This is a genomic window from Bradyrhizobium sp. CCBAU 051011 (assembly GCF_009930815.1).
Lineage (GTDB): Bacteria > Pseudomonadota > Alphaproteobacteria > Rhizobiales > Xanthobacteraceae > Bradyrhizobium.
The window spans coordinates 520,911-541,408 of record NZ_CP022222.1 but is presented as its reverse complement, the minus strand read 5'-3'; the positions used below and the strand labels follow the sequence as shown (position 1 = coordinate 541,408).

The window sequence follows — 20,498 nt, the reverse complement described above, 5'->3', positions numbered from 1 at the left end:
CGCTCTTCTTCGGCGGACAAGTCGTCGCTTCGCTCCCTTGCGCAAACGCTTGGCGTTTGTCGCAGGCAATGACGGGTGGAGCCCCTCAGATACGCGGAATGCCAGCGTCGTTGATGACTTTCGTCCATTTGCCGATTTCGGCATTGATCAGCGCTCGCATCTCTTCCGGCGTGCTGCCGCGGACTTCGCCGCCGGTTGCCGTCTCCAGCGCCGTCTTCGCCGCCGGATCGGCCAACATCGACTGGATCTCCGCATGCAGTCGCTTCACGATGTCGGGCGGCGTGCCCTTCGGAGCCACCAGCCCCGCCCAGGTTCTGACGTCGAAATCCTTGACCCCCGCTTCCTGCACCGAAGGCACGTTCGGCAGCAATTTGGTGCGCGCGGGCGAAGTCACGGCGAGGCCGCGAATGGCGCCGCTGTCGATCTGGCCGGCGAGCAGCACGGTGGTCCCGACAATCACGGGAACGTCTCCGGCGAGCAGGGAGGTGACGGTCAGGGAGTCGCCGCGATAGGGAACGTGCACCATCTTGGTGCCGGCGGTGACGTTCAACAATTCGCCGGCGAGATGATGCGTGCTGCCGAAGCCGACGGAGCCGTAGCTGAGCCCGTCGGGCTTGGCTTTCGCCATCGCAAGCAGGTCCGAAAGCGTCTTGGCCTGAGAGTCCGCACGAACCGCGATCACCAGCGCGTAATACACCATCGTCGACAGCATCTCGAAACTGTCGGTAGGGCTATAGGCGAGCTGCTTGTAGAGCGCGCCAGATATCGCGTGCGCTCCCGTGACGAGGCCGATCGTGTAACCATCAGGCGCGGATTTGGCGACGGCGTCTGCCGCGAGATTGCCGCCGGCGCCTGGCTTGGCTTCCACTATCACCGGCTGGCCCAGCCGCTTGGAAAGGCCGTCGGAGACGATGCGTGCCATGGTGTCGGCGGCGCCGCCTGCCGCAAAGCCGTGCAGCAGCCGGATCGGCCGGTTGGGATAGGATTGCGCGGCCGCAATCGAAGGCGCCAGCCAGGCCAGGCTCAGCGCGGCGGCAACGATGCAGCAGCGCAGGGCAAACCATCGTCCATGCAGGACGTTCAACGATCGAACCATCTGTTTCATCCCTGATGTTTGTTTTTGAACGTCGGTCCCGGTGATGCGCGGCGCGATTACTTCGCGCCGCGCATCTCCGGAGAAAATTCGGTCGCCTCCTTGGCTGGGCCGACGCCCCAGACGTCGCGCGGCAGTCCCACCCACGTCTTCGGCCGCTGCGGACGATCGCGGTGCCAGGGACGGGGTTCGAAATAGCCGAGCTCTTCGTCGAGCATCACGTCCATGCTGTAATAAAGCTCGATCAGATGATGATCGGGATTGTGGTGGTAGACCGCCACGTTGTGGCCGGGTCCATGCCGGACCGGCCCCCAGAGAATCTGAAACCGGTTGCGCCCAAGCAGGTCGCAGGCCTGGTGCATGTGCGAGGCGTCGCGCAGCTCGAAGGCGAGGTGATGAAGCCGGCAGTCGGTGCCGCGGGCAAAATTCATCGCGTGATGTTCGGGGCCGCAGCGCATGAAGACGAAATTTTCCTCGATACGGTCGGAAATGCGGAAGCCGAGAACGTCGCCGAAGAATGCGGCTGTCCGCTCGGGATCTGGCGTGTGGAGCGCGACGTGGCCAAGCTTGGCGACGGCAAGGCCACGGATCGGTTCGACGGCCTTGCAGAACTCCCATCGGGAGAACAATTCGATCCGGTGCCCGTCCGGATCGTCGAAGACCAGCGCCTTCGCGATTCCCGGCGCGGTGTCGCTCCTGATCTCCGATTTGATGCCGTGGTCTGCGAGCGATTTCTGCAGGTCGGCGGGATCGAGATTGGGTGCCACTTCATAGGCGATGGAGGTCAGTTGCGAGGCTGTGCCGCGCTCCAGCGCCAGCGTCAACTCGTCGGACTCGGTGCCGAGCAGAATCCGGCCGTCGCTGCGCTGAATGACGCCGAGCCCGATGATCGACTGGTAGTAGTCGAGCTGCGCCTCGATGTCGGGGCTGGTAACGGTGGCGTGGCGCAGCCGCTTGACCTTAATCATCTCGTGACCTCGTGAACGGTATGGGCCTGGATTGAAGGCATCGCGCTGCTCTCAATCCGGGGTCATCACGATCTTGCCGAACGCCGCGCCGGAATCGAGCAGTTCATGTGCGGCGCGCACGTCCGAGAGCTTGAAGCGCTTGAAGATCGAGGGGCGGATCGCGCCCTCTGCGAGATAGGAGATCACCTTGCGCATGATCTCGCGCCGGCCTTCGCGGTCGTGATCGTAGATGTGAAAGGAGAAGCAGCGGATCGCCGGGCAGATATCGAGATATTTTCGCATCTCGCGCATCGCGTTCTCCGCCGGCAGGCCGGCAAACGCGTTGTAGGAGACGATGGTGCCCCATTTATCGAGCGCGCCGAGATAGGAATAGAATTCGGGGCCGCAGACGTGATCGAGCACCAGGCTGACGCCGCGTCCGTCCGTCAGCGCGCGGGTGCGGGCGATGACGTCCTCGTCGCGATAGAAGATGGTTTCGTCGGCGCCCATCCGGCGCGCGAAGGCAGCTTTCTCCGGGGTCGAGACCGTTCCGATCACCTTCATCCCGGCGATCTTTGCAAGCTGCACCAGCGAGGTTCCGACGCCGCCGGCCGCCCCGATGACGAGGACGGAGCGGGGCGGCGTGGCGGCGCCGCAATGGTGCAGCAGCGCCCAGGCCACCTGGTAGTTCGCCAGGCAAACCGCGTCCTCGAACGCGACGTTTTCGGGCAGCAGGTGTACGGCGTCCGCAGGCGCTGCAACATACTCGGCGTAGCAGCCGCCGCGCTGGGCGAGGTCGCGCGCGCTGAGCAGCACCCGTTGGCCGGCGGAGACCTCGGTCACATCAGCGCCGACGGCGTCGACATAGCCGGCGACGTCATTGCCCGGATTGGCCGGCAACGGCGGCATCCATTTGTAGACGCCGCTGCGGATGAGCTTGTCGGGCTGGCCGACGCCAAAGGCCTGGGCGCGGATCAGGACGTCCCGGGCGCCCAATGCCGGCACCGGCACCTCCACATAGTCGAGCGCCTCCGGGCCCCCCGGACGATGCACCAATACAGCCTTCATGCGAGCACGGCCCCCCCGATTTCATCCCAAGCAAGTATTTTCGAAAATATTGCTCATTACGAAAATTATTGCAACGGGATTCTGTTGGTCTAGGATCGTCTGGCTTTGTCACGAGAGAATCAATGAGCACGACGGCCCTCAAGGCACGCAAGGAATTCGGCAAGACGCTCGCTTCCGATATCGCCCACCGGCTGCGGAACGAGATCGTCACTTGCCGGCTCAAGCCCAATGAATCGCTGAAGTTCGACGCGCTCCGCCTGGCGTTCGGCGCGAGCTTCACGACGCTGCGCGAAGCCCTGACCTCGCTGGCGGCGGAAGGCCTGGTCGTGACCGAGGAGCAGCGGGGCTACAAGGTCGCGCCGGTGACGCTGGAGGATCTCGCCGACCTCACGCACGCCCGCATCCTGATTGAGGTCGATCTGCTGCGCCGCTCGATCGAAAAGGGCGATGACGACTGGGAAATAAGGGTTATTTCGTCGCTTCACCGGCTCGCGAAGATCGAGGAGCGGGCGCCGGAAGACTATGCCAACAATGCGGAATGGAAGTTGGCGCACCGCCAGTTCCATGAGGCGCTGGTCTCGGCTTCGGGATCGCCGACGCTGCTTGCCATGCGAAACGCGCTGTTTGACCGCGCCGAGCGCTACCGCAACCTGTCGGCCATGTTCAGGCCGCGCCCGCGCGACAAGGCCGGCGAACATCGCGCCCTGATGCAGGTCGCTATCAGCCGCAACGCCGATCAGGCCTGCGACCTGATCTGCAGCCACATCCAGACCACCTCCGATAACGTGGCGAAATACGCCGCCGGCGCGATCGGCGCGACCTGATCGGCCGCCGGCCTCAAAGCTTCCTAATCCCCCTGCATTTCAGCCGAACGCCGTTCGAGCGGCGAATTTCGATTGCATTCGGGATAATTTTCGAAAATAGTACGTCTCAGCGAAATTCTAGCCATCCAAACCGACAAACTGAGAAGGATACCCGTCGCATGCGGCTGCTCTCATTTCTGAACCATGGCCGGGAGACCTGGGGCGCGATCGTCGGCGACGGCGTGGTCGACCTCGGGGCCAAGCTGCCCCACGCCACGCTGCAGGACTTCATCGCAAGCGGCGATTTCGAAAAGCGCGATCATATCGTGGCCGGCTTCAAGCCGGACCTGAAACTGTCCGACGTCACATACCTTCCGGTGATCCCGCGCCCGGAAAAGATCGTCTGTGCCGTGCGCAACTATCTCGACCATCACCAGGAGGCGGTCGCCTTCGGCATGCAGCGGGAGATCACCGCGTTTCCGCCGATCTTCCTGCGGGTGTGGCGCTCGCAGGTCGGCCACGACGCGCCGGTCATCCGCCCCAAAGTATCGACGCATCTGGATTGGGAGGGCGAACTGGCCGTGATCATCGGTAAGCCCGGCCGCCATATCTCCGAGGCCGATGCGATGGGCCATGTCGCCGGCTACTCGATCTACAACGATGTCAGCGTGCGCGACTATCAGCGGCACGCGCAGCAGATCGCGGCCGGCAAGAACTTTGTCGGCACCGGGCCGTTCGGGCCCTGGATGGTCACGACGGACGAATTGCCCGATCCGACCAAGCTGAAGCTCGAAACCCGCGTCAATGGCACGACCGTTCAGAAGTCGGACACGTCGTTCCTGATCTTCTCGATTCCGCGGCTGATCAATTACGCGTCCGAGATATTCGACCTCATGCCGGGCGACGTCATCGCCACCGGCACGCCGGCCGGCGTCGGCTTTACGCGCAAGCCGCCGATGTTCCTGGTGCCCGGCGACGTCGTCGAGGTCGAGGTGGAAAAGATCGGCGTGCTGCGTAACCCCGTGGTCGACGAGGCCGCGCAGTGACGGTGTACGACATCAGGAAGACGCAGGTCTCGATCGAGGAAGTCTGGCACGAGCGTGGCCCGCGCCGGACGCAGCCGCTATTGATCGGTACCGCGCTTGCCGTCATCAACAATCCCTATGCCGGCCGCTATGAGCCGGACCTGATGCCGTTTCAGACGGGCCTGCGCGATCTCGGCCGGCAACTGGCCCGGACCTTGTGCGAGCGCCTGGGCGGCAAGGCCGCCATCGAAGCCTATGGCAAGGGCGCGATCGTCGGCGGCGACGGCGAACTCGAGCATGGCGCGGTCTGGCACGAGGCCGGAGGCGCCGCGATCCGCGAAGTGATTTCGCAGGCGAAAGCGATCGTGCCCGCGGCCAAGACCGTCGGCGCGATCGGCACACGGCTGATGATACCTCTCGGTCATATCGAGGCGGCCTATGTGCGCAGCCATTTCGGCACCGCCGAGATGACGATCTGGGACGCGCCGCGGCGCGACGAGATCGTATTTGGCCTCGTGATGGCGACCGGCGGCCGGACGCACGCGCGCCTCGGTGGCCTATCGGTGGACCAGATTTCAGTCCACGACGGGCAGAGGTGAGCGTCGCGCTTTCGCACCAAACCGATGCCTTCACTCGACAAAGCGGACAGCGCGAGGACGCGCTGCCAAAGACGCGGCTGACATTCTACAAAAAGACGACCGCGAGGCGGCTCGTCTCTTCAAGCTCGCCGCCGACCAGGGACATGCCGACGCTTAGCGCGCTCTGAACGACCAGCATGTCGATCGGGAACTTCGGCTTTGTGAAATGCCTCGCACCGCCTGCGGGAGCCTATTGCGGCGAGCAACGCGAGTTCCCGAAAGCCGAGCACCGACAGTAAATTGTGGGTTCCACCGACGGTGTAGGTTCCCCGGCCCGAGTGAAGTCAAGATTCCTCCGCGTTTTGGACTTCGATAGAGGGTACTCGCTGACAACGACATCAAGAGGAGGCATCACCTAATGCCGACGAAAGACGGTTTTAGTCCAGGTCAGCCTTTGCCTGTCTTTCTCGCCGATGAACTTGAGGCGCAGGGTATCGGGAAAGCCTGGGACACAGCTGCTGTCTCGTCGCTAGTCCTCAAGGCGAGTATTTTGGTTGCAACGGCGACAGCTATCGGCATTGCAATTTTATCGGTAGGAAATCTGTCGACGCTCTTTGCAGATGTCACGGCTTCTTTTGCAAACGTCACGGCTTCACTGATCGACAAGTCGGCGGTCAAACCTGACACCGATCAGTCGACGCCAACAGTTCAATCGACAGCCGACGCTCAAGCTTTGCTGCCGACCGTACAGGACGCGCCAATCCGCGACGAAGTTGCTGTCGCCTCTGAACCCGCCGGTCAGAGTCAGACAGAAACCGGTCAAAGTCAGACAGAAAGTAGTGAGCCGGTAACTGAAGCCCTGTTTAAGCAATTCCAGGCTTGGGCGGACGAGAAAGATGCGCAGGCGCAGGTCGCGCCCGTGCATCCCGTGCAGGATGCCCCGACACAGGCTGTGCAAAATTCCCTGGCACAGGTTGCGGATAATCCCCGGGCATCTTCCCGGCCGGTGCAAAAGCGCCGAAACGCCCGGGCGGTCCATAATGCGCGAGCAGAGATACGGGCCGTGCACAATTCCCGAAAAAAGCTCCGGCGGGAGCGAAATGCACGGGTACAGGAGCCGCCCGCACAAGATGCCCGAGCCCAGCAACAGGGCCAGCTTGTGCAAAATGCCCAGACATCGCCATTGCCGGCCCCGTCGTTGCAGGCACCGTCGTTCCTGCAATCTTTCGGTTGGCGCAATTAGAGCCCTAAAACTTCCGCACCAGATCCGGTGTGATCTCGCTGAGCTTGCGGATGCCAAGCAGCGCGAGGTCACGGTCGATCTCGGCTTTCAGTAGCGCGATTGCGCGCTGTACGCCGGGCTCGCCGCCGGCGATCGCTGCGTAGAGGAACGGGCGGCCGATCCAGACGAAATGTGCGCCGAGCGCAAGCGCCTTGATTACGTCAGTGCCGCGGCGGATGCCGCCGTCGACCATGATGGTCATGCCTTTCGCTTCGGCGGCGATTTCCGGCAGCGTGCGCAGACCTGATATCGTGTAGTCGAGCTGGCGGCCGCCATGGTTGGAGAGCATCAGGCCGTCGACGCCGCTTTCGCGCGCGATTCTAGCGTCCGCCGGTGACACCAGCCCCTTGACCACGAGCTTGCCCTTCCACTTCCTGCGGATCAGCTCGACGTGCTTCCAGGCGAGCTGATCGCGGGCGCCGATGTTGCGCATCAGGTTCTTTGCCAGCACCGGCGGGCCGCGCTGCGCGTCCATGTTCTCGAAATGCGGCATGCCGTGGTTGATCAGCGTGCGCGCCCAGGTGCCGAACAGCCAGTGCGGATGGGTGACGGTATCCCAGAACACGCGCGGCGTGATTGCGAGCGGCACCTGAAAGCCGTTGCGGATGTTGTTCTCGCGGTTCGGCGGCACCGGCACGTCGGCGGTGACGACGAAGGTGTCGTAACCGGCCGCCGCCACGCGATCGACCAGCGGCTCGATGCGCTCGGGCAGGCCGGCGAGATAGGCCTGGTACCACGCCGCCTGGTTGGCAGCGCGAACATCTTCCAGCGTGATCAGCGACGAGGCGCTTAAAATCATCGGCACGTTTTCGGCTTTCGCCGCCTGCGTCAGCGCGATATCGCCGCGATAGGCTGATAGCGCCGAAGAGCCCATCGGCGGAATGCCGAACGGCGAGGCATAGGTTTTGCCGAACAGCGTCGTGGTCTGGTCGCGCCCCGAGACGTCGTTGAGCACGCGCGGCACAAAGCCGTATTCGTCGAAGGCTTTGCGGTTGTCGCGCATCGCGGCATCGGTCTCGGCGCCGCCGGAAATATAGCCGTAAAGGAATTTCGGAATCCGCCGCCGCGCGGTCGCCTCGAAATCGTCGAGCGCGAGATATTTTTGCAAATGCCGCGGCACCGTGCTGTCGGCGCGGGTCACGGTCGCGGGCGGTGCAGTCAAGCTGGTGGATTTGTCGAGCACGACGGGCGTTCCATCTTCTGGTTCTTGTTGGCGGCCTAGCGGCGGCGGGGCGGAGCGGCAGGTCTCGGGTCCGATTTGTTGATGGCGGCACTGACCTCGCCGAGCATCTTTCGCGCATCGGACAGGACCTGCCCGGATTTCTTGTCGAAACTTTCGATCAATTCGCGCATCGAGATCACGGTTGGCAGCAACTCGCCGCCATACTTGTCGCTGGCGAGGCCGCCGAGGAAGTCCTTGGTCTTGGTCAGCGCGCCGTCGACGGCGTTGATGCTGGACTCGGCGGTGCCGATGATGGACGTGATCTTCGCGCCGTCGCCTGACAGCGAGGCAGTGAACGTTTCGAAACTCCGCAACGTATCCTTGATCGCCACCTCATTGTCGGCGATCACCTTGTCGACGTTGCGCAGCGCGACGCGGATCTTTTCCTGGGTGTTGAGCGTGCCGTCGCGGTCGGCGGTCAGCTCCGGAATGCCATCCGCGCCCTTGGGCGGCGGCGCCGCCTCGTCCGATCCGCCGGTGAACGAAATCGCGGCGATCCCGGTCAGGCCCTGGAATTCGAGGCCGACCTGGGTGTCGCTCTTTACCGGCGTGTTGCCGTCGATCATGGCGAGCGCGACCACGCGGCGCGGATGGTCGAGCTGCAGCGACACTACTTCGCCGACCCGGATGCCGGCGAAATTCACGCTGCCGCCGTTGCGCAGGCCGGAAGCCGAGCCTTCGAAGACCACGCGGAACGGCACCTTCTGCTTGGCCCCGGCGAGCTTCTGATAACCGAGCCACGCGCTGAGCGACCCGGCGATCAGGGCCAGGGTCAGGGTGCCGATCATCAGATTGGTGGCGCGAACGCGCATCAAAATGCCTTTGCAAACGGCTCAACAGATAGCGGATTTACCACCGTAAGTCATTGCGGGTCTCCTTAACCTCTCCCCGCGAAGAGCGGGGAGAGGGGAGCGATAGTCCGTCGTCGCTAGTCCGCCTGCTTCCGCGATGCCACAAACACGCCGGTCAGCACCAGCGCAAAGCCGATGAAGTGGAACGCCTGAGGATGCTCGCCGAGAAAGATGATCGACATGATGGTTCCGAACACCGGCACCACGTGAAAGAAGGGTGCGGCGCGGTTGGCGCCGATCAGTTGTACGCCGCGATTGAAGCAGAGATAGGCGAGGGTGGAGGGAAACAGCGCGACGTAGGCGAGCGTCAACAGGTTCGCCGCATGGATCTGCATCAACGGCCGCGCAAACAATTCCCAGATCAACAGCGGGATCAGGCAGGCCGCGCCGGCGCCGAAGGTGAAGGCGACAAACGACAGGCCGTGGATATCAGGGCGCTTCAGCGACAGCACCGAATAGAGTCCGAAAATCGCGAGCGCCACGAGGAAGATCAGGTCGCCGCGGTTGAATTCGATATTGGAAAGTTTGGTGAGGTCGCCATGCATCAGGATGATGACCACGCCCGCCATCGACAACAGAACGCCTGCGGCCTGCGCCAACGTCAGCCGCACCCCGAGCAGCGCGAGCGACCACACCGCCACCACCAGCGGCCCGGCCGATTGCAACAGCAGCGTGTTCAGCGCCTGGGTATGTTCGAGCGCCCAATATTGCAGCGTGTTGAACGCCCCGATGCCGGTGATCGAGAGTACGATCATGATACCGAGCCGGCCGCGGATCGCGTTCCAGTCGCGCGCCAGATGTTTCCAGGCAAAAGGGAGGATGATCAGGAACGCGAACGACCAGCGCAGGAATGAAAGCGTCACCGGCGCGATGTGGCCGGCGGCCATCCGCCCGACGATGGCGTTGCCGGCCCAGCACAGCGCGGTGATGCTCAGCAAGAGGTAAGGCTGGTTGGCGAGCCAGTTTGCTGAAGGCGCTGACGACCTATGTTCGGTAGCCGACATTCGAGAATAGTGCCCCGGTCATGATGCCGCGGCCCGCGCCCGGCTGGCATCGCCGGGCCGGAAATGTGGCCCGGCCCTCGTCACAGACACGGATTTGTGGCGCTCATCAATGGTGCAGGATGCATCGCGACCATGCAGGGCGCCTTGCCCATTGTTTGGGGTTGCCAGCCGCCAGGCAAATATGCAATCAAAGGACGATTGATTCATGTGACCCAACCTGTGTTTGTTTTTCGGGCCGCATGCAGTGAGTTATTTGGCGTTATTTCGTATTGAGCGTCCGTTCGATCGTTGGGACCACGGCTTTTGAAGGCGACTGCGACGTCGGCAGCTTCCTCTCTCCGTGAGGTCGAATTTCTAGATGATGGGCCATTCCTTGAACAAGCCGATGCCGGCCGAAGAAGCCGAAGCCGAAACGCGCCACCAGTTTGCCGTTCGCGCCAACTCCATACTTGCCTTCATCGAATGCGATGAGGAGCAGCGCCCGAAACTGCGCGCGGCCATCATCGAGGCGATGCTATGGGCGCAGGCGCAGCCGAAGCTCACCCGATAGGCCGGCGTCGAGGCCGCTCACGCCACGAGCGCCCGTGCGATCGCGCCCGCCGCCCGCACGGCGTCGTTCGGATCGAGCTCGATCTGCAGGCCGCGCTGGCCGCCATTGAGAAACACGCTTGGATGACCGAGCGCGGCCTCTTCGATCGCGACCGGCACGCGCTTCTTCTGCCCGAACGGCGAGATGCCGCCGACATGGTAGCCGGTCAGCCGTTCGGCATCCGCCGGCCGCATCATCTTCGCGGCCTTGGCGCCAAAGGCGCTCGCGAGCTTCTTCATGCTGACCTCGCAATCCGACGGCACCACGGCGCAGACCGGCTTGCCGTCGGCCTCGGCCATCAGCGTCTTGAGCACGCGCGAGGGCGGCACCCCGAGCGCTTCGGCGGCCTGCAGTCCGACGCTCGCCGCATCCGGGTCGTAGTCGTAGGCATGGAGGGTGAATTTGACGCCGAGCTTTTCCAAAGCCTGCGTTGCGCGGGTGGTTTTCGACATGGCCCTTCCGTCATTGCCGGATGTTAATGCGTTCGTCGCCAAGCGGCCCCAAATTTTCGGGGGATATCAATGGGTTGGAGCCGTTCTAAGGACCCCCTAAAACCGCCTTCTTGCTTGCCTAGAGCACCCGCTTCCTTTATCCGGTGGGTGCCCCGCATGCGAACGGCCCCGGCCGTGATTTTGGCTGGGCAAGCTATAGCGTTTTCGAGCGAAGTGGATACCGGTTCGCGTGAAGAAAACGCGTCAAAACTAAAGGGCGCATGATCCGGAAAAGTGGATACCGGTTTTCCGGAGAGATCATGTTGGGACCACCAGATTTGCAGGGAACACTTTAGAAATGGCCAATGTTGTCGTCGTCGGCGCCCAGTGGGGCGACGAAGGGAAGGGCAAGATCGTCGACTGGTTGTCGGAGCAGGCCGATATCGTCGTGCGCTTCCAGGGCGGCCACAATGCCGGCCATACGCTCGTCATCAATGGCGAGACCTACAAGCTGGCGCTGCTGCCGTCCGGCGTACTGCGGCCAAGCAAGCTCGCGGTCATCGGCAATGGCGTGGTGTTCGATCCGCAGGCCTTCCTCGACGAAGTCGCGAAACTGAAGGGCCAGGGCGTCGCCATCAGCCCGGAAAATTTGCGCGTCGCCGAAAACGTCACGCTGATTCTGCCGCTGCACCGTGAGCTCGATGCGCTCCGGGAATCCTCCAACGCAGGCACTGCGATAGGCACCACGCGCCGCGGCATCGGCCCGGCCTATGAAGACAAGGTCGGCCGCCGCGCCATCCGCCTGATGGACCTCGCCGATCTCGACGCGCTGCCGCACAAGGTCGACCGGCTGCTGGCGCATCACAACGCGCTGCGCCGCGGCCTCAACCTCGAAGAATTCAACGGCAACGATATCCTCAAAGAGCTCACCGCGCTGGCGCCGAAGCTGCTGCCTTACGCAGAAACCGTCTGGCGGCTGCTCGACATCAAGCGCCGCGAGGGCAAGCGCATCCTGTTCGAAGGCGCGCAAGGCGCGCTGCTCGACGTCGACCACGGCACCTATCCCTACGTCACCTCGTCCAACACGGTGGCGGCGCAGGCGGCGACCGGGACCGGCATGGGCCCGGGCGCGGTCGGCTATGTGCTCGGCATCTGCAAGGCCTATACGACCCGGGTCGGCCAGGGACCATTCCCCACCGAGCTGAATAACGAGATCGGCGAGGAGATCGGCCGCCGCGGCAAGGAATTCGGCGTCAACACCGGGCGCAAGCGCCGCTGCGGCTGGTTCGATGCCGCGCTGGTGCGACAGACTGTCCGCACCTGCGGCATTACCGGTCTGGCGCTGACCAAACTCGATATCCTCGACGGCTTCGACACCATCGAGGTCTGCACCGGCTACATGCTGGACGGCAAGGAGATCGACCATCTGCCGGCGGGCGAGGGCGCCCAGGCCCGGGTGGTCCCGGTCTACGAGACCATCGAGGGCTGGAAAGAGCCGACCGCCAATGCCCGGTCCTGGGCGGATCTGCCGGCCCAGGCCATCAAATATGTCCGTCGGGTCGAGGAACTCGTGGGTTGTCCCATTGCATTGCTTTCCACCAGCCCCGAACGCGAGGATACTATCCTGGTACAGAACCCGTTCGAGGCTTAACGGGATGTTACTTCCGGGCCTGCAGTATTGAAGAGAAATGGCTGATTATTACCCGCTGATCGCACGCGCTATTGCAGGCCTGGACCCGAATGCTCCAGGCGAGAGCCGCCGTGCGCTCTATGAGCGGGCTCGCACCGCGCTGATCGCGCAGTTGCGCAGCGTTCAGCCGCCGCTTTCCGAATCGGAAATCACCCGCGAGCGGCTGTCGCTGGAAGAGGCCGTGCGCAAGGTCGAATCGGAAGCCGCCCAGCGCGCCCGCGAGGCCTCGCGGCCCGGCGGTGGCGGCGCTGCGCGCGGCGGCGATGCCTTCCGCCGCGCCAATGCCCGCCCGCCGGAAGCAGGGGCGCCTTCGTCCGCGCCGCCGGGTACGCCGCGTCCGCGGCCGCCAGGTCCCGCGCGCGAGGCCCGTCCGCCGCTTGGTCAGGACGAGCAACGCCCGCCGCGCAATCTGCGCGCCGATGCGCCGCCGCCCGGTGCGCCGCGTCCGCCGCAGATTCCGATGCAGGATGCCGGCCTGCCGCCACCGCCGCCCCGCGAGCGCGGCGGCGGTCCGCGCCGTGGTCCTGACAATAACGGCTCGCCGCCGATGCCGCCGCAGCCACCGGGCATGCGCGGCTTCCGAGACATCGCGGCGGACGCCGACGATCTCGGCCGCGCCGCGGCGCAAGCCAACCGCAACGCGCGGAAAACCTATGCCAACGTGCCGTCGCCCTCGCCGGAATTCGACCGGCTCGAGCCGAGCATGGAAAACCGCGGCGCCGATCCCGACGCGCCCTATTCGTACGACGAATCGCAGCCGGAGGCCGACCGCTACGCGCCGCCGCCGCCGATGCCGCCGTCGCGCGAGCGCCCGCGGCTCTCGCAGGATCGCGAGCCGCCGAACAAGCGCGCCCGCACCGGCGCCGCGTTTCCGTTCAAGAGCGCAATCGCCGTCGGCATCGTGCTCATTCTGGTGGGCGCCGGCATCCTATGGGGCAAGCAGGTCGTCTCGACCGTCAGCGGCCTGTTCAAATCCACGTCCGTGGTGGAAGCGCCGAAGGATCCGGCCGCGCCCCAGTCGCGCCCGAAGATTCCCGATCGCGTCGGCCAGCCGTCGTCGAGCGAGAACGTGGCGCCGGTGGCTCAGCGCGTCGTGCTCTATGACGAGGACCCCTCCGATCCCAAGGGCAAGCAGTATGTCGGCTCGGTGATCTGGCGCACCGAACCGATCAAGGCGCCGGGCAACCAGAAGCCTGATATCGCCGTGCGCGCCGACATCGAAATCCCGGACCGCAAGTTCAAGATGACGATGTCGTTCCGCCGCAACACCGATTCCTCGCTGCCGGCGAGCCACACTGCGGAGCTGACCTTCATCCTGCCGCAGGATTTTACGGGCGGCGGCGTCGGCAACGTGCCGGGTATTCTGATGAAGTCCAACGAGCAGGCCCGCGGCACGCCGCTCGCCGGTCTCGCGGTGAAGGTCACGGACGGGTTCTTCTTGGTCGGCCTCTCCAACGTCGATTCCGACCGCGCCCGCAATCTGCAGCTCCTGAAGGAGCGTTCCTGGTTCGACGTGCCACTAGTCTATGTCAACCAGCGCCGCGCCATCATCGCGATCGAAAAGGGCGCCCCCGGCGAACGCGCGTTCAATGACGCGTTCGCGACGTGGGGGGAGTAGACTTGGGGGCAGTGAGGGCGCTATCAAGCCCGAGCTGATCTCGTTGCTCCTGGAAATCGATCGCCGCGCGACTTGACGTAATAGTTCAATAAAAAATGGCCTCAGCATGCTCTGCTGAGGCCGTTTGCATTCGGGATCGAGCGAGGCGACCGCCTCACTCGGCGGCGGCGGCGCGCCTCCGCGCGGCGCCTTCGCGGTCCATCACGGCGCGGCAGCCCGGGCTGACATGGGCGCGGTTCCTGACCATGCAGGCGGTGATTCGCTGGACGTTGGGGACTTCATGGCCGCATAGCCGCATGGCGTCGCCGGTGCACATCTGCTGCGCCTCCGAGAAGGCGAGGCCTGGGCCTGCGGATAGCGCCGTCGCCGCGCAGGCGATGGCAAAGAGAAGTGCGATTCTGCTTGTATGATGGAAAGTCATTTGAGCCGATCCCCAAGGGTTGCGCGCGGTGCTGGCCGCTGTTGATTGGGGGCGCTGCACGCGGTTTGCACTGCCGCACACGTCATCCTTCACACGGGAATAGCCCCGTGTGTGGTTGCTCGATTTCTGCCAATGTCCGAATCGAAAAGTGCTGCGCCGCTCCACCACGAATTATGCGCCAATGCGGCGAAGCTGCAATGCTTGCGTCAACACTTCTCTAGACTGTTGCGAGCGCGCCACGTCGAGCGAAGCGCGGAGGTGAGTCGAGGAGGCGTTTGACGCCACGCCTTCGCCGGGTCGACGAGTTCCGAAGACGGAACGGGCGCGGGGTCTCTCTGCTTCGTCGTTCTCATCTTCATCGAACGGCGCTTCAGGCGGGCACCGGCGCGATCGGCCGCGCGCCATCCCTGATCTCCGCGTCCCCTTGCCTTCGCGGGCGCTGGCCGGTCCGGCTGCCAGCAGCCGGACCGGCCAGCCCCTTCCGCTTCGCAAAAGTCCGTACAAATGCGGAGAATCCGCCGTTCGGAACAACCACCCGTTAGGGAAGACTGAGTTACGATCAGCGGCTATTGCTCGCGCGCGCCGCATTGCTTTCGTTGGGGTTAAAGGGCTGCCGAAATCAGCCTCGGGTGGCACTCACATGCTCGTTCGTTCCGCTGCCGATATGTCCATAAAGCTGCCGGCCATCCGTGCGGTGGAATGGCCACTGCAGCAAGCATTGCGGTGCGCTGAGGCGATCCGGATGGAGCCGGGATAACCATGCCTGCCGCATCGTCTGACCTGCGCGCGGAATTGAATGGCGCCGAAAAGGGTGGACCCGAGCACGACGCCCAAATGCTGGAGGAGGTGACCGACCTCTTCCTGTCCAGTGTCGATCGGCTGAGTGAATCACAGATCGGGGCCGTCGATGGTGTCCTCGCTCAACTGGTCGGGCGGGTGGAAGCCGCGACCTTGCAACAGCTCAGCGAGGCCCTCTGCACCATCGAGCAGGCGCCACGCCAGACGATCCGCAACCTGGCCTTTCATGACAACGCTCTGGTCGCCGCGCCCGTTCTGAGACATTCCATCTGTCTGTCGGAAAAGGATCTCCTCGAGATCATCCAGACCCGCAGCCAGCAGCATTTGCTGGCGATCTCTGACCGGAAGACTCTCAATGAGGCGCTGACGGACGCCTTGATGCGATTTGGCGACGTTAACGTCTCCAACGCGCTGGCGCGGAACGCGGGCGCCCGCTTTTCCGAATGCGGTTATGCGACGCTGGTCGGGCGGGCGGAGAAGGATGAAAACCTCGCGGAGAAACTCGGCGTTCGCCTGGACATTCCCGGCAACCTGCTGCGGGAGCTGCTTGGCCGGGTGGCCGACGTGGTCCGCGCCCGGTTCCTGACGGCGTCGCGGCCTGTCGCACGGAAAGGTTCTGCCGCAGCGACCGCCGGACAGGCCAGTCCGGCCCGCAAGGCGATCGACTATACACAGGCGCAGAACGAGGTCGTTGCACTCAATCGCACCGGCAAGCTCAACGATTCCATCGTGAACCGGTTTGCGGTGAGGGGCGAATACACCCACGTGGTCGCTGCGCTGGCGCTGAAGGCGGACGTCAAGGTCGAGGCCATCGAACCCTTCCTCGAGCCCGACCGGGTGTACGGATTGATCGTCGCGTGCAAGGCCGCCCGGCTGACCTGGTCGACCACGACGATGATCGTCCGCAACCGCCCCAACTGTCCGCCATCCACGGACCGGGAACTCGAACAATGCGTCGCGGTGTACGAGACACTGCTGCTCTCGGTGGCGCAATGGACGATCCGGTTCGGCTCCGACCGGATCCTTGGGAAGAGCGGCGAGACTGCCGCGGAAGCCCCGGCCGCCAAGGGCAAAGTGAAGCAACCGGCTTAGCGATCCGTTCATCCTGCGAGCACGGGTCCCGGATTTTGCGGAGCCTGTTATCGGGCGCGCGACGGTTGGCTCCATCCGGCTGACGGCCCTTGACTCTCCCCTGACCGGATTTGAAATTGCCCGCGGCCAAGCGCGGGTGAGACATCGGATCATGTCCGGTTTTTCGAACGTGCACGGTTGGTCCGATGGAGAGCCTTGCTTCTTCGACACATCGACTCGACGCAGAGGTCGCCATGAAACGCTATCTGATCTTCGGGGCTATCGGCCCGCTCGTCGGCGGGTTCTTGATGCTGGTCGCGACCACGGTAGCATCGGGTTACTGGACCGACACCAGTTGGTCGGAGCTCGGCAAGTTTCTCGGCGCCTTCGTCAAGACGCTGCAGTACAGCTATCTGTTCGGCCTCGTGCCGGCGCTGATGGTCGGCGCCATCGACGACATTCTCTATCACGTCAGGCGCATTTCTTTCGTGGCGCGGCTGCTGTTCGTCGCCATCATCGGCTTTGCCGCATCGTCGCTGCTCTATGGCTCGCGCGGGCCGGACACCGGCGTGGTGCAGTTTTTGCTCTATGGGCTCGTCGGCATGGTGCCAGCGGTGCTGTCGTCCTGGCTAGCGCACAAATACGCGGACGCGCCGCAGCCGGTGCATTCGACGTAGGGAGCCGAGCGAAGGGACGAAGAGATCAGTCGTTGTCGGCGGAACGCGCATCAGCGATGTGACAAGCGATAATTTGACGCAACTTGTACCTCGCATACGCGTTACCATCTGATGACCATGTCGAACGACGATATCTATACGCCGCCGCGATCACGCTCCGGGCCATCCTCCCGGACGCGTGCGGCCGGGCGTGGCCCGGTCATCGACCAGGAGGGACGCGAACTTCCCGAAGCGAACCTGCACACGCAGTTCGAGGGATTGCGGTTCGATTTCGGTCATTCCGCCGCCAATCCGTTCGGCGAACTGACGCGCGAGCAGCGGATCGCGCGGCTCGACGCCATCGCAAAGCTTCTGGACGTCGCCTTCATCGTGCCCGGCACCAATTTCCGCTACGGCATCGACGGGCTGATTGGCCTGATCCCGGTGGTCGGCGATATCATCACGACGGCGATTTCGCTGTGGATCGTCCGCGAGGCGCGGGCGCTCGGGGCGCCCTGGCACATTACAGCGCGGATGCTCGCCAATGTCGCGGTCGACGGCGCGGTCGGCTTGGTGCCGGTGGCGGGCGACGCCTTCGACGTCATGTTCCGCGCCAACGTCCGCAATGTGCGGATGCTCAGGCGCTGGCTCGACAAGCAGCCGCGCCAATAAAAAACGCCCCCGGAATTGATTTCCAAGGGCGCGCTGTTTGAATTTCCAAAAACTCAGGCCGCGTCGGCCTTGTCTTCGGTCGCGGCCGGGCGCGGGCGGCGCGGCAGCGGGAAGGCTTCGCTTTCATAGAGCGAGCGGATGCCGCTCTGGTCGAAGCGGGCTTCCTCGACCTGCAGATAGGCGCCATTCAGCGAATCCGCCGGCAACTCCTCGATCGCGAAGCGAACCGCTTCCGCCGCGGTGCCGAAACGCCGATAGGCAAACCCGGCGCGCTTCTTCTTGCGGATCGCGGCGGGAAAGAGTTCGGCGGCGGTGTTGTAGCTGAAGGGACGCATGGACGGTGACCTCAATCTTTTTCGGCTCTTGCGTGTGAGCAATGGGGATTGGATGACGGTGGGGCCACAGTGGCGGGCCGCGCCGTGCACGTCATTTCAGAGCCCAATATAAGCTTCTTTGACAAAAATGCGACCCCTGAAGTCCGCCATCGGGGGTGATGATGAATCCGCGCATGGCTGCGGGGAACACAAATTTAATCAAGTTTTTTCAATGGCTTAATGGAATCAGATTTTGTCGAGCAGCAGCAGGATCAGCAGCACGATCAAAATCACGCCAACGAGGCCCATGCCGGAATGGCCATAACCATAGCCATAGCCCCTGAAGCGGCCGGAGAAGCCGCCCAGGAGGATGATGATCAGGATGATGACGAGGATCGTGCCAAGCGTCATGACGCGCGCTCCGAAGGCCCGCGGGTGGCGAGAAAAACGCTCCCGCGGCACGGATCAAAGCATATTCCGGGCCGCGAGTCGTTGGCCGATCCGCCGAAAAAGGGGGCCTCCCTTCTCCCACAAGGGGCGAAGAGAAGAAGTCACTTCTTCGTCTCGTCGATCGGCAGCACCTGCAGCGGCGTCGCATAGGGCTCGACGCGAAGGCTGTCGCTGGCGATCAGGCCGATCTTGTGCAGCGGCGACTGTTCGAGATCACCGCCGGCGGACTTGCGTACCGCGTATCGCCACACGCTCATTGAGCCCTTGGCCACCAGCATCTTGGCAACGCCGCCGGCATTCTGGCTCTCCATCTGGGCGAGATCGCCCTCGCTGATCCCGATCACGATCTCGTCCTTGGTGGTGATGACCTTGAACAGGGAGACCTTGTCGGCGGCGAGGGCAGGCTGGATCACAACGCTGTCCATGATGAAGGTGGCAAGCCCGAGACCGAGCAGCAGACGTTTGGAAATGAGCATGTAGAAATTCATCCTTGTCTGCGCGCCGGGCAGGCCGGAAAGCGTCCCACCAAATAAAAACCCCGCGCGACAAGTCCTTGGTCGCACGGGGCTAAACACAGGTTCGAGCGTTACTTGAACTATTTCGGCTGCAGCTTCAGCGCCGCCGAATTGATGCAGTAACGCAGGCCGGTCGGGCCGGGGCCATCGGGGAAGACGTGGCCGAGATGGCCGTCGCATTTCGAGCATAACACTTCAGTGCGGATCATGCCGTGGCTGACATCGCGCTCCTCGTCGACATGGCTTTCCACGGCAGGCGCGGTGAAGCTCGGCCAGCCGCAGCCGGAATCGAACTTGGCATCGGATTCGAATAGCGTCTGGCCGCAGCCGGCGCAGGTGTACGTGCCCTTGCGGTGCTCGTGCTCATATTCGCCCGAGAACGGCCGCTCGGTCGCCTTCTCGCGCAGCACGGCGTACTGCATCGGCGTCAATTCCTTGCGCCACTCGGCCTCGCTCTTGACGACCTTGCCGGATGTTTTGGTGTCGGACATGGAGTCTCCTTCAGGTTAATCGTCATTGCGAGCAAAGCGAAGCAACCCACATCACCCACTCGGGGAAAGATGGATTGCTTCGTCGCTTCGCTCCCTTGCGCAAACGCTTCGCGTTGTCGCAGGCAATGACGAGGCGTCAGTTGGTAGCCTTCGCGCTGCTCACCAGCGTCGGCTTCTCGATGTAGTTCTCCGCAAAGATCTTCTTCAGGTTCTCGATCTTCGGAATATCGTTGAAGACAATATAGGGCTGGTTCGGGTGCAGCGTCAGGTAATCCTGGTGATAGTCTTCCGCCGCATAGAACGCCTGCAGCGGGCCGACCTTGGTCACGATCGGCTTCTTGTAGACCTTGGCTGCGTTGAGCTGGGCGATATAGGCCTCGGCCACCTTCTTCTGCTCGTCATTGGCGGTGAAGATCGCCGAGCGATATTGCGTGCCGACGTCGGGGCCCTGGCGGTTCAACTGGGTCGGATCGTGCACGACGGAGAAAAAGATCTGCAGGATCTTGCCATAGCTGATCTTCTTCGGGTCGTACTTGATCTCGACGGCCTCGGCATGGCCCGTGGTGCCGGTGCCGATCATGGTGTAGTTCGCGGTCATCTTGCTGCCGCCGGAATAGCCTGAAACCGCGTTGAGCACGCCGGCGGTGTGCTGATACACGCCCTGCACGCCCCAGAAGCAGCCGCCGGCGATCACCGCGGTCTGGATGCCGTCGGTCGCCTGAACGTCGACGGCGGGGGGCGGAATGACCACGGCTTCCTCCGCGGCGCGCGACGGTCCGATGGCGAAGGCTGCGACAGCCAGCGCGCCGATGGCGGCGGCGCACAGCGAGAGGCGGCTGAAATGGCGAGGGGACATGGTTTCCTCTTTCGGCATTGGTTGGGGACAGTCTAGAGCGGGACCGGCATTTC

23 protein-coding genes are annotated in these 20,498 nt (G+C 63.6%); 10 read left to right on the top strand and 13 right to left on the bottom strand.

What is annotated here, in order from left to right; all coding sequences use genetic code 11:
• Nucleotides 1-85: 85 nt before the first annotated feature.
• Genes ACH79_RS02605 through ACH79_RS02595 form a run of 3 tightly spaced genes read right to left on the bottom strand, consistent with a single transcriptional unit; the run spans nucleotide 86 to nucleotide 3,108 of the window.
• Nucleotides 86-1,096 carry a tripartite tricarboxylate transporter substrate binding protein gene (locus tag ACH79_RS02605; RefSeq protein ID WP_161849627.1) on the bottom strand — a complete coding sequence of 337 codons (1,011 nt, stop codon included), beginning with the start codon at nucleotides 1,094-1,096 and terminating at the stop codon, nucleotides 86-88.
• 56 nt (nucleotides 1,097-1,152) lie between these two features.
• On the bottom strand, nucleotides 1,153-2,061 hold the full coding sequence (locus tag ACH79_RS02600) for a VOC family protein (protein WP_161849626.1): 909 nt from the start codon (nucleotides 2,059-2,061) through the stop codon (nucleotides 1,153-1,155).
• Between the two features lie 51 nt (nucleotides 2,062-2,112).
• Nucleotides 2,113-3,108: a zinc-dependent alcohol dehydrogenase family protein gene (locus tag ACH79_RS02595; RefSeq protein ID WP_161849625.1), complete on the bottom strand. Its 996-nt coding sequence runs from the start codon at nucleotides 3,106-3,108 to the stop codon at nucleotides 2,113-2,115.
• Nucleotides 3,109-3,230: 122 nt separating this feature from the next.
• Here ACH79_RS02595 and ACH79_RS02590 point away from each other — a divergent pair, with 122 nt between their 5' ends.
• The 4 genes from ACH79_RS02590 (at nucleotide 3,231) to ACH79_RS02575 (ending at nucleotide 6,757) form a co-directional block, all read left to right on the top strand.
• Entirely contained in the window at nucleotides 3,231-3,932 is a 702-nt protein-coding gene (locus ACH79_RS02590; RefSeq protein ID WP_161849624.1) for a GntR family transcriptional regulator, read from the top strand.
• Between the two features lie 158 nt (nucleotides 3,933-4,090).
• Entirely contained in the window at nucleotides 4,091-4,957 is an 867-nt protein-coding gene (locus ACH79_RS02585; RefSeq protein ID WP_161849623.1) for a fumarylacetoacetate hydrolase family protein, read from the top strand.
• Nucleotides 4,954-5,535: an amino acid synthesis family protein gene (locus ACH79_RS02580; protein WP_161849622.1), complete on the top strand. Its 582-nt coding sequence runs from the start codon at nucleotides 4,954-4,956 to the stop codon at nucleotides 5,533-5,535. Before ACH79_RS02585 ends, ACH79_RS02580 begins: the two co-directional genes overlap by 4 nt.
• Nucleotides 5,536-5,932: 397 nt before the next feature.
• Complete coding sequence (locus tag ACH79_RS02575; protein WP_161849621.1) at nucleotides 5,933-6,757, top strand: hypothetical protein; 825 nt, start codon at nucleotides 5,933-5,935, stop codon at nucleotides 6,755-6,757.
• A gap of 4 nt (nucleotides 6,758-6,761) precedes the next feature.
• Here the strand turns inward: ACH79_RS02575 and ACH79_RS02570 are convergent, their stop codons facing one another.
• From ACH79_RS02570 to ACH79_RS02560, 3 genes are all read right to left on the bottom strand, one after another.
• The gene (locus ACH79_RS02570) at nucleotides 6,762-7,916 is read right to left on the bottom strand and encodes an alpha-hydroxy acid oxidase (protein ID WP_161856174.1); all 1,155 of its coding nucleotides are present in this window, start codon (nucleotides 7,914-7,916) and stop codon (nucleotides 6,762-6,764) included.
• Between the two features lie 98 nt (nucleotides 7,917-8,014).
• Nucleotides 8,015-8,830 (bottom strand): MlaD family protein, encoded by an 816-nt coding sequence (locus ACH79_RS02565; protein WP_161849620.1) that lies wholly within the window; start codon nucleotides 8,828-8,830, stop codon nucleotides 8,015-8,017.
• A gap of 116 nt (nucleotides 8,831-8,946) precedes the next feature.
• Nucleotides 8,947-9,873 carry a DMT family transporter gene (locus tag ACH79_RS02560; RefSeq protein WP_161849619.1) on the bottom strand — a complete coding sequence of 309 codons (927 nt, stop codon included), beginning with the start codon at nucleotides 9,871-9,873 and terminating at the stop codon, nucleotides 8,947-8,949.
• Nucleotides 9,874-10,231: 358 nt separating this feature from the next.
• Between ACH79_RS02560 and ACH79_RS02555 the strand changes: the two genes are divergently transcribed.
• The gene (locus ACH79_RS02555) at nucleotides 10,232-10,423 is read left to right on the top strand and encodes a hypothetical protein (RefSeq protein ID WP_161849618.1); all 192 of its coding nucleotides are present in this window, start codon (nucleotides 10,232-10,234) and stop codon (nucleotides 10,421-10,423) included.
• A 17-nt stretch (nucleotides 10,424-10,440) separates the two neighbouring features.
• Here ACH79_RS02555 and ybaK read toward each other — a convergent pair whose 3' ends face one another.
• Complete coding sequence (ybaK, locus tag ACH79_RS02550) at nucleotides 10,441-10,914, bottom strand: Cys-tRNA(Pro) deacylase (RefSeq protein ID WP_161849617.1); 474 nt, start codon at nucleotides 10,912-10,914, stop codon at nucleotides 10,441-10,443.
• 337 nt (nucleotides 10,915-11,251) lie between these two features.
• Here ybaK and ACH79_RS02545 point away from each other — a divergent pair, with 337 nt between their 5' ends.
• Together ACH79_RS02545 and ACH79_RS02540 are read left to right on the top strand one after the other, a co-directional pair.
• The gene (locus ACH79_RS02545; protein ID WP_161849616.1) at nucleotides 11,252-12,544 is read left to right on the top strand and encodes an adenylosuccinate synthase; all 1,293 of its coding nucleotides are present in this window, start codon (nucleotides 11,252-11,254) and stop codon (nucleotides 12,542-12,544) included.
• A 37-nt stretch (nucleotides 12,545-12,581) separates the two neighbouring features.
• Complete coding sequence (locus tag ACH79_RS02540) at nucleotides 12,582-14,201, top strand: hypothetical protein (RefSeq protein WP_161849615.1); 1,620 nt, start codon at nucleotides 12,582-12,584, stop codon at nucleotides 14,199-14,201.
• A gap of 154 nt (nucleotides 14,202-14,355) precedes the next feature.
• On the opposite strand, the gene ACH79_RS02535 is transcribed toward ACH79_RS02540, so the two are convergent.
• Nucleotides 14,356-14,622 carry a hypothetical protein gene (locus tag ACH79_RS02535; protein WP_161849614.1) on the bottom strand — a complete coding sequence of 89 codons (267 nt, stop codon included), beginning with the start codon at nucleotides 14,620-14,622 and terminating at the stop codon, nucleotides 14,356-14,358.
• A gap of 759 nt (nucleotides 14,623-15,381) precedes the next feature.
• On the opposite strand from ACH79_RS02535, the gene ACH79_RS02530 reads away from it, so the two are divergent.
• From ACH79_RS02530 to ACH79_RS02520, 3 genes are all read left to right on the top strand, one after another.
• Nucleotides 15,382-16,512, top strand: coding sequence for a DUF2336 domain-containing protein (locus ACH79_RS02530; protein WP_161849613.1), 1,131 nt, complete (start codon nucleotides 15,382-15,384; stop codon nucleotides 16,510-16,512).
• A gap of 233 nt (nucleotides 16,513-16,745) precedes the next feature.
• Nucleotides 16,746-17,168: a DUF5413 family protein gene (locus ACH79_RS02525; RefSeq protein WP_161849612.1), complete on the top strand. Its 423-nt coding sequence runs from the start codon at nucleotides 16,746-16,748 to the stop codon at nucleotides 17,166-17,168.
• A gap of 111 nt (nucleotides 17,169-17,279) precedes the next feature.
• Nucleotides 17,280-17,819, top strand: a complete 540-nt coding sequence (locus ACH79_RS02520; protein WP_161849611.1) for a DUF4112 domain-containing protein — start codon at nucleotides 17,280-17,282, stop codon at nucleotides 17,817-17,819.
• Nucleotides 17,820-17,872: 53 nt separating this feature from the next.
• Here the strand turns inward: ACH79_RS02520 and ACH79_RS02515 are convergent, their stop codons facing one another.
• The 5 genes from ACH79_RS02515 to msrA all read right to left on the bottom strand — a co-directional run bounded on the left by ACH79_RS02515 (nucleotide 17,873) and on the right by msrA (nucleotide 20,445).
• Nucleotides 17,873-18,154, bottom strand: coding sequence for a hypothetical protein (locus ACH79_RS02515; protein ID WP_057836034.1), 282 nt, complete (start codon nucleotides 18,152-18,154; stop codon nucleotides 17,873-17,875).
• A 225-nt stretch (nucleotides 18,155-18,379) separates the two neighbouring features.
• Nucleotides 18,380-18,544 carry a DUF3309 family protein gene (locus ACH79_RS02510; protein ID WP_161849610.1) on the bottom strand — a complete coding sequence of 55 codons (165 nt, stop codon included), beginning with the start codon at nucleotides 18,542-18,544 and terminating at the stop codon, nucleotides 18,380-18,382.
• A 140-nt stretch (nucleotides 18,545-18,684) separates the two neighbouring features.
• Complete coding sequence (locus ACH79_RS02505; RefSeq protein WP_161849609.1) at nucleotides 18,685-19,071, bottom strand: hypothetical protein; 387 nt, start codon at nucleotides 19,069-19,071, stop codon at nucleotides 18,685-18,687.
• 107 nt (nucleotides 19,072-19,178) lie between these two features.
• Nucleotides 19,179-19,589 (bottom strand): peptide-methionine (R)-S-oxide reductase MsrB, encoded by a 411-nt coding sequence (msrB, locus tag ACH79_RS02500; RefSeq protein ID WP_161849608.1) that lies wholly within the window; start codon nucleotides 19,587-19,589, stop codon nucleotides 19,179-19,181.
• A 136-nt stretch (nucleotides 19,590-19,725) separates the two neighbouring features.
• The gene (gene msrA, locus ACH79_RS02495; RefSeq protein WP_161849607.1) at nucleotides 19,726-20,445 is read right to left on the bottom strand and encodes a peptide-methionine (S)-S-oxide reductase MsrA; all 720 of its coding nucleotides are present in this window, start codon (nucleotides 20,443-20,445) and stop codon (nucleotides 19,726-19,728) included.
• Nucleotides 20,446-20,498 lie beyond the last annotated feature (53 nt).

Excerpts from the sequence above, each read along its gene's own strand:
- ACH79_RS02605 (WP_161849627.1), bottom strand. The coding sequence starts at position 1,096 with ATGGTTCGATCGTTGAACGTCCTGCATGGACGATGGTTTGCCCTGCGC.
- ACH79_RS02600 (WP_161849626.1), bottom strand. The coding sequence starts at position 2,061 with ATGATTAAGGTCAAGCGGCTGCGCCACGCCACCGTTACCAGCCCCGAC.
- ACH79_RS02595 (WP_161849625.1), bottom strand. The coding sequence starts at position 3,108 with ATGAAGGCTGTATTGGTGCATCGTCCGGGGGGCCCGGAGGCGCTCGAC.
- ACH79_RS02590 (WP_161849624.1), top strand. The coding sequence starts at position 3,231 with ATGAGCACGACGGCCCTCAAGGCACGCAAGGAATTCGGCAAGACGCTC.
- ACH79_RS02585 (WP_161849623.1), top strand. The coding sequence starts at position 4,091 with ATGCGGCTGCTCTCATTTCTGAACCATGGCCGGGAGACCTGGGGCGCG.
- ACH79_RS02575 (WP_161849621.1), top strand. The coding sequence starts at position 5,933 with ATGCCGACGAAAGACGGTTTTAGTCCAGGTCAGCCTTTGCCTGTCTTT.
- ACH79_RS02565 (WP_161849620.1), bottom strand. The coding sequence starts at position 8,830 with ATGCGCGTTCGCGCCACCAATCTGATGATCGGCACCCTGACCCTGGCC.
- ACH79_RS02560 (WP_161849619.1), bottom strand. The coding sequence starts at position 9,873 with ATGTCGGCTACCGAACATAGGTCGTCAGCGCCTTCAGCAAACTGGCTC.
- ACH79_RS02555 (WP_161849618.1), top strand. The coding sequence starts at position 10,232 with ATGATGGGCCATTCCTTGAACAAGCCGATGCCGGCCGAAGAAGCCGAA.
- ybaK (WP_161849617.1), bottom strand. The coding sequence starts at position 10,914 with ATGTCGAAAACCACCCGCGCAACGCAGGCTTTGGAAAAGCTCGGCGTC.
- ACH79_RS02545 (WP_161849616.1), top strand. The coding sequence starts at position 11,252 with ATGGCCAATGTTGTCGTCGTCGGCGCCCAGTGGGGCGACGAAGGGAAG.
- ACH79_RS02540 (WP_161849615.1), top strand. The coding sequence starts at position 12,582 with ATGGCTGATTATTACCCGCTGATCGCACGCGCTATTGCAGGCCTGGAC.
- ACH79_RS02535 (WP_161849614.1), bottom strand. The coding sequence starts at position 14,622 with ATGACTTTCCATCATACAAGCAGAATCGCACTTCTCTTTGCCATCGCC.
- ACH79_RS02530 (WP_161849613.1), top strand. The coding sequence starts at position 15,382 with ATGCCTGCCGCATCGTCTGACCTGCGCGCGGAATTGAATGGCGCCGAA.
- ACH79_RS02525 (WP_161849612.1), top strand. The coding sequence starts at position 16,746 with ATGAAACGCTATCTGATCTTCGGGGCTATCGGCCCGCTCGTCGGCGGG.
- ACH79_RS02520 (WP_161849611.1), top strand. The coding sequence starts at position 17,280 with ATGACCATGTCGAACGACGATATCTATACGCCGCCGCGATCACGCTCC.
- ACH79_RS02515 (WP_057836034.1), bottom strand. The coding sequence starts at position 18,154 with ATGCGTCCCTTCAGCTACAACACCGCCGCCGAACTCTTTCCCGCCGCG.
- ACH79_RS02510 (WP_161849610.1), bottom strand. The coding sequence starts at position 18,544 with ATGACGCTTGGCACGATCCTCGTCATCATCCTGATCATCATCCTCCTG.
- ACH79_RS02505 (WP_161849609.1), bottom strand. The coding sequence starts at position 19,071 with ATGAATTTCTACATGCTCATTTCCAAACGTCTGCTGCTCGGTCTCGGG.
- msrB (WP_161849608.1), bottom strand. The coding sequence starts at position 19,589 with ATGTCCGACACCAAAACATCCGGCAAGGTCGTCAAGAGCGAGGCCGAG.
- msrA (WP_161849607.1), bottom strand. The coding sequence starts at position 20,445 with ATGTCCCCTCGCCATTTCAGCCGCCTCTCGCTGTGCGCCGCCGCCATC.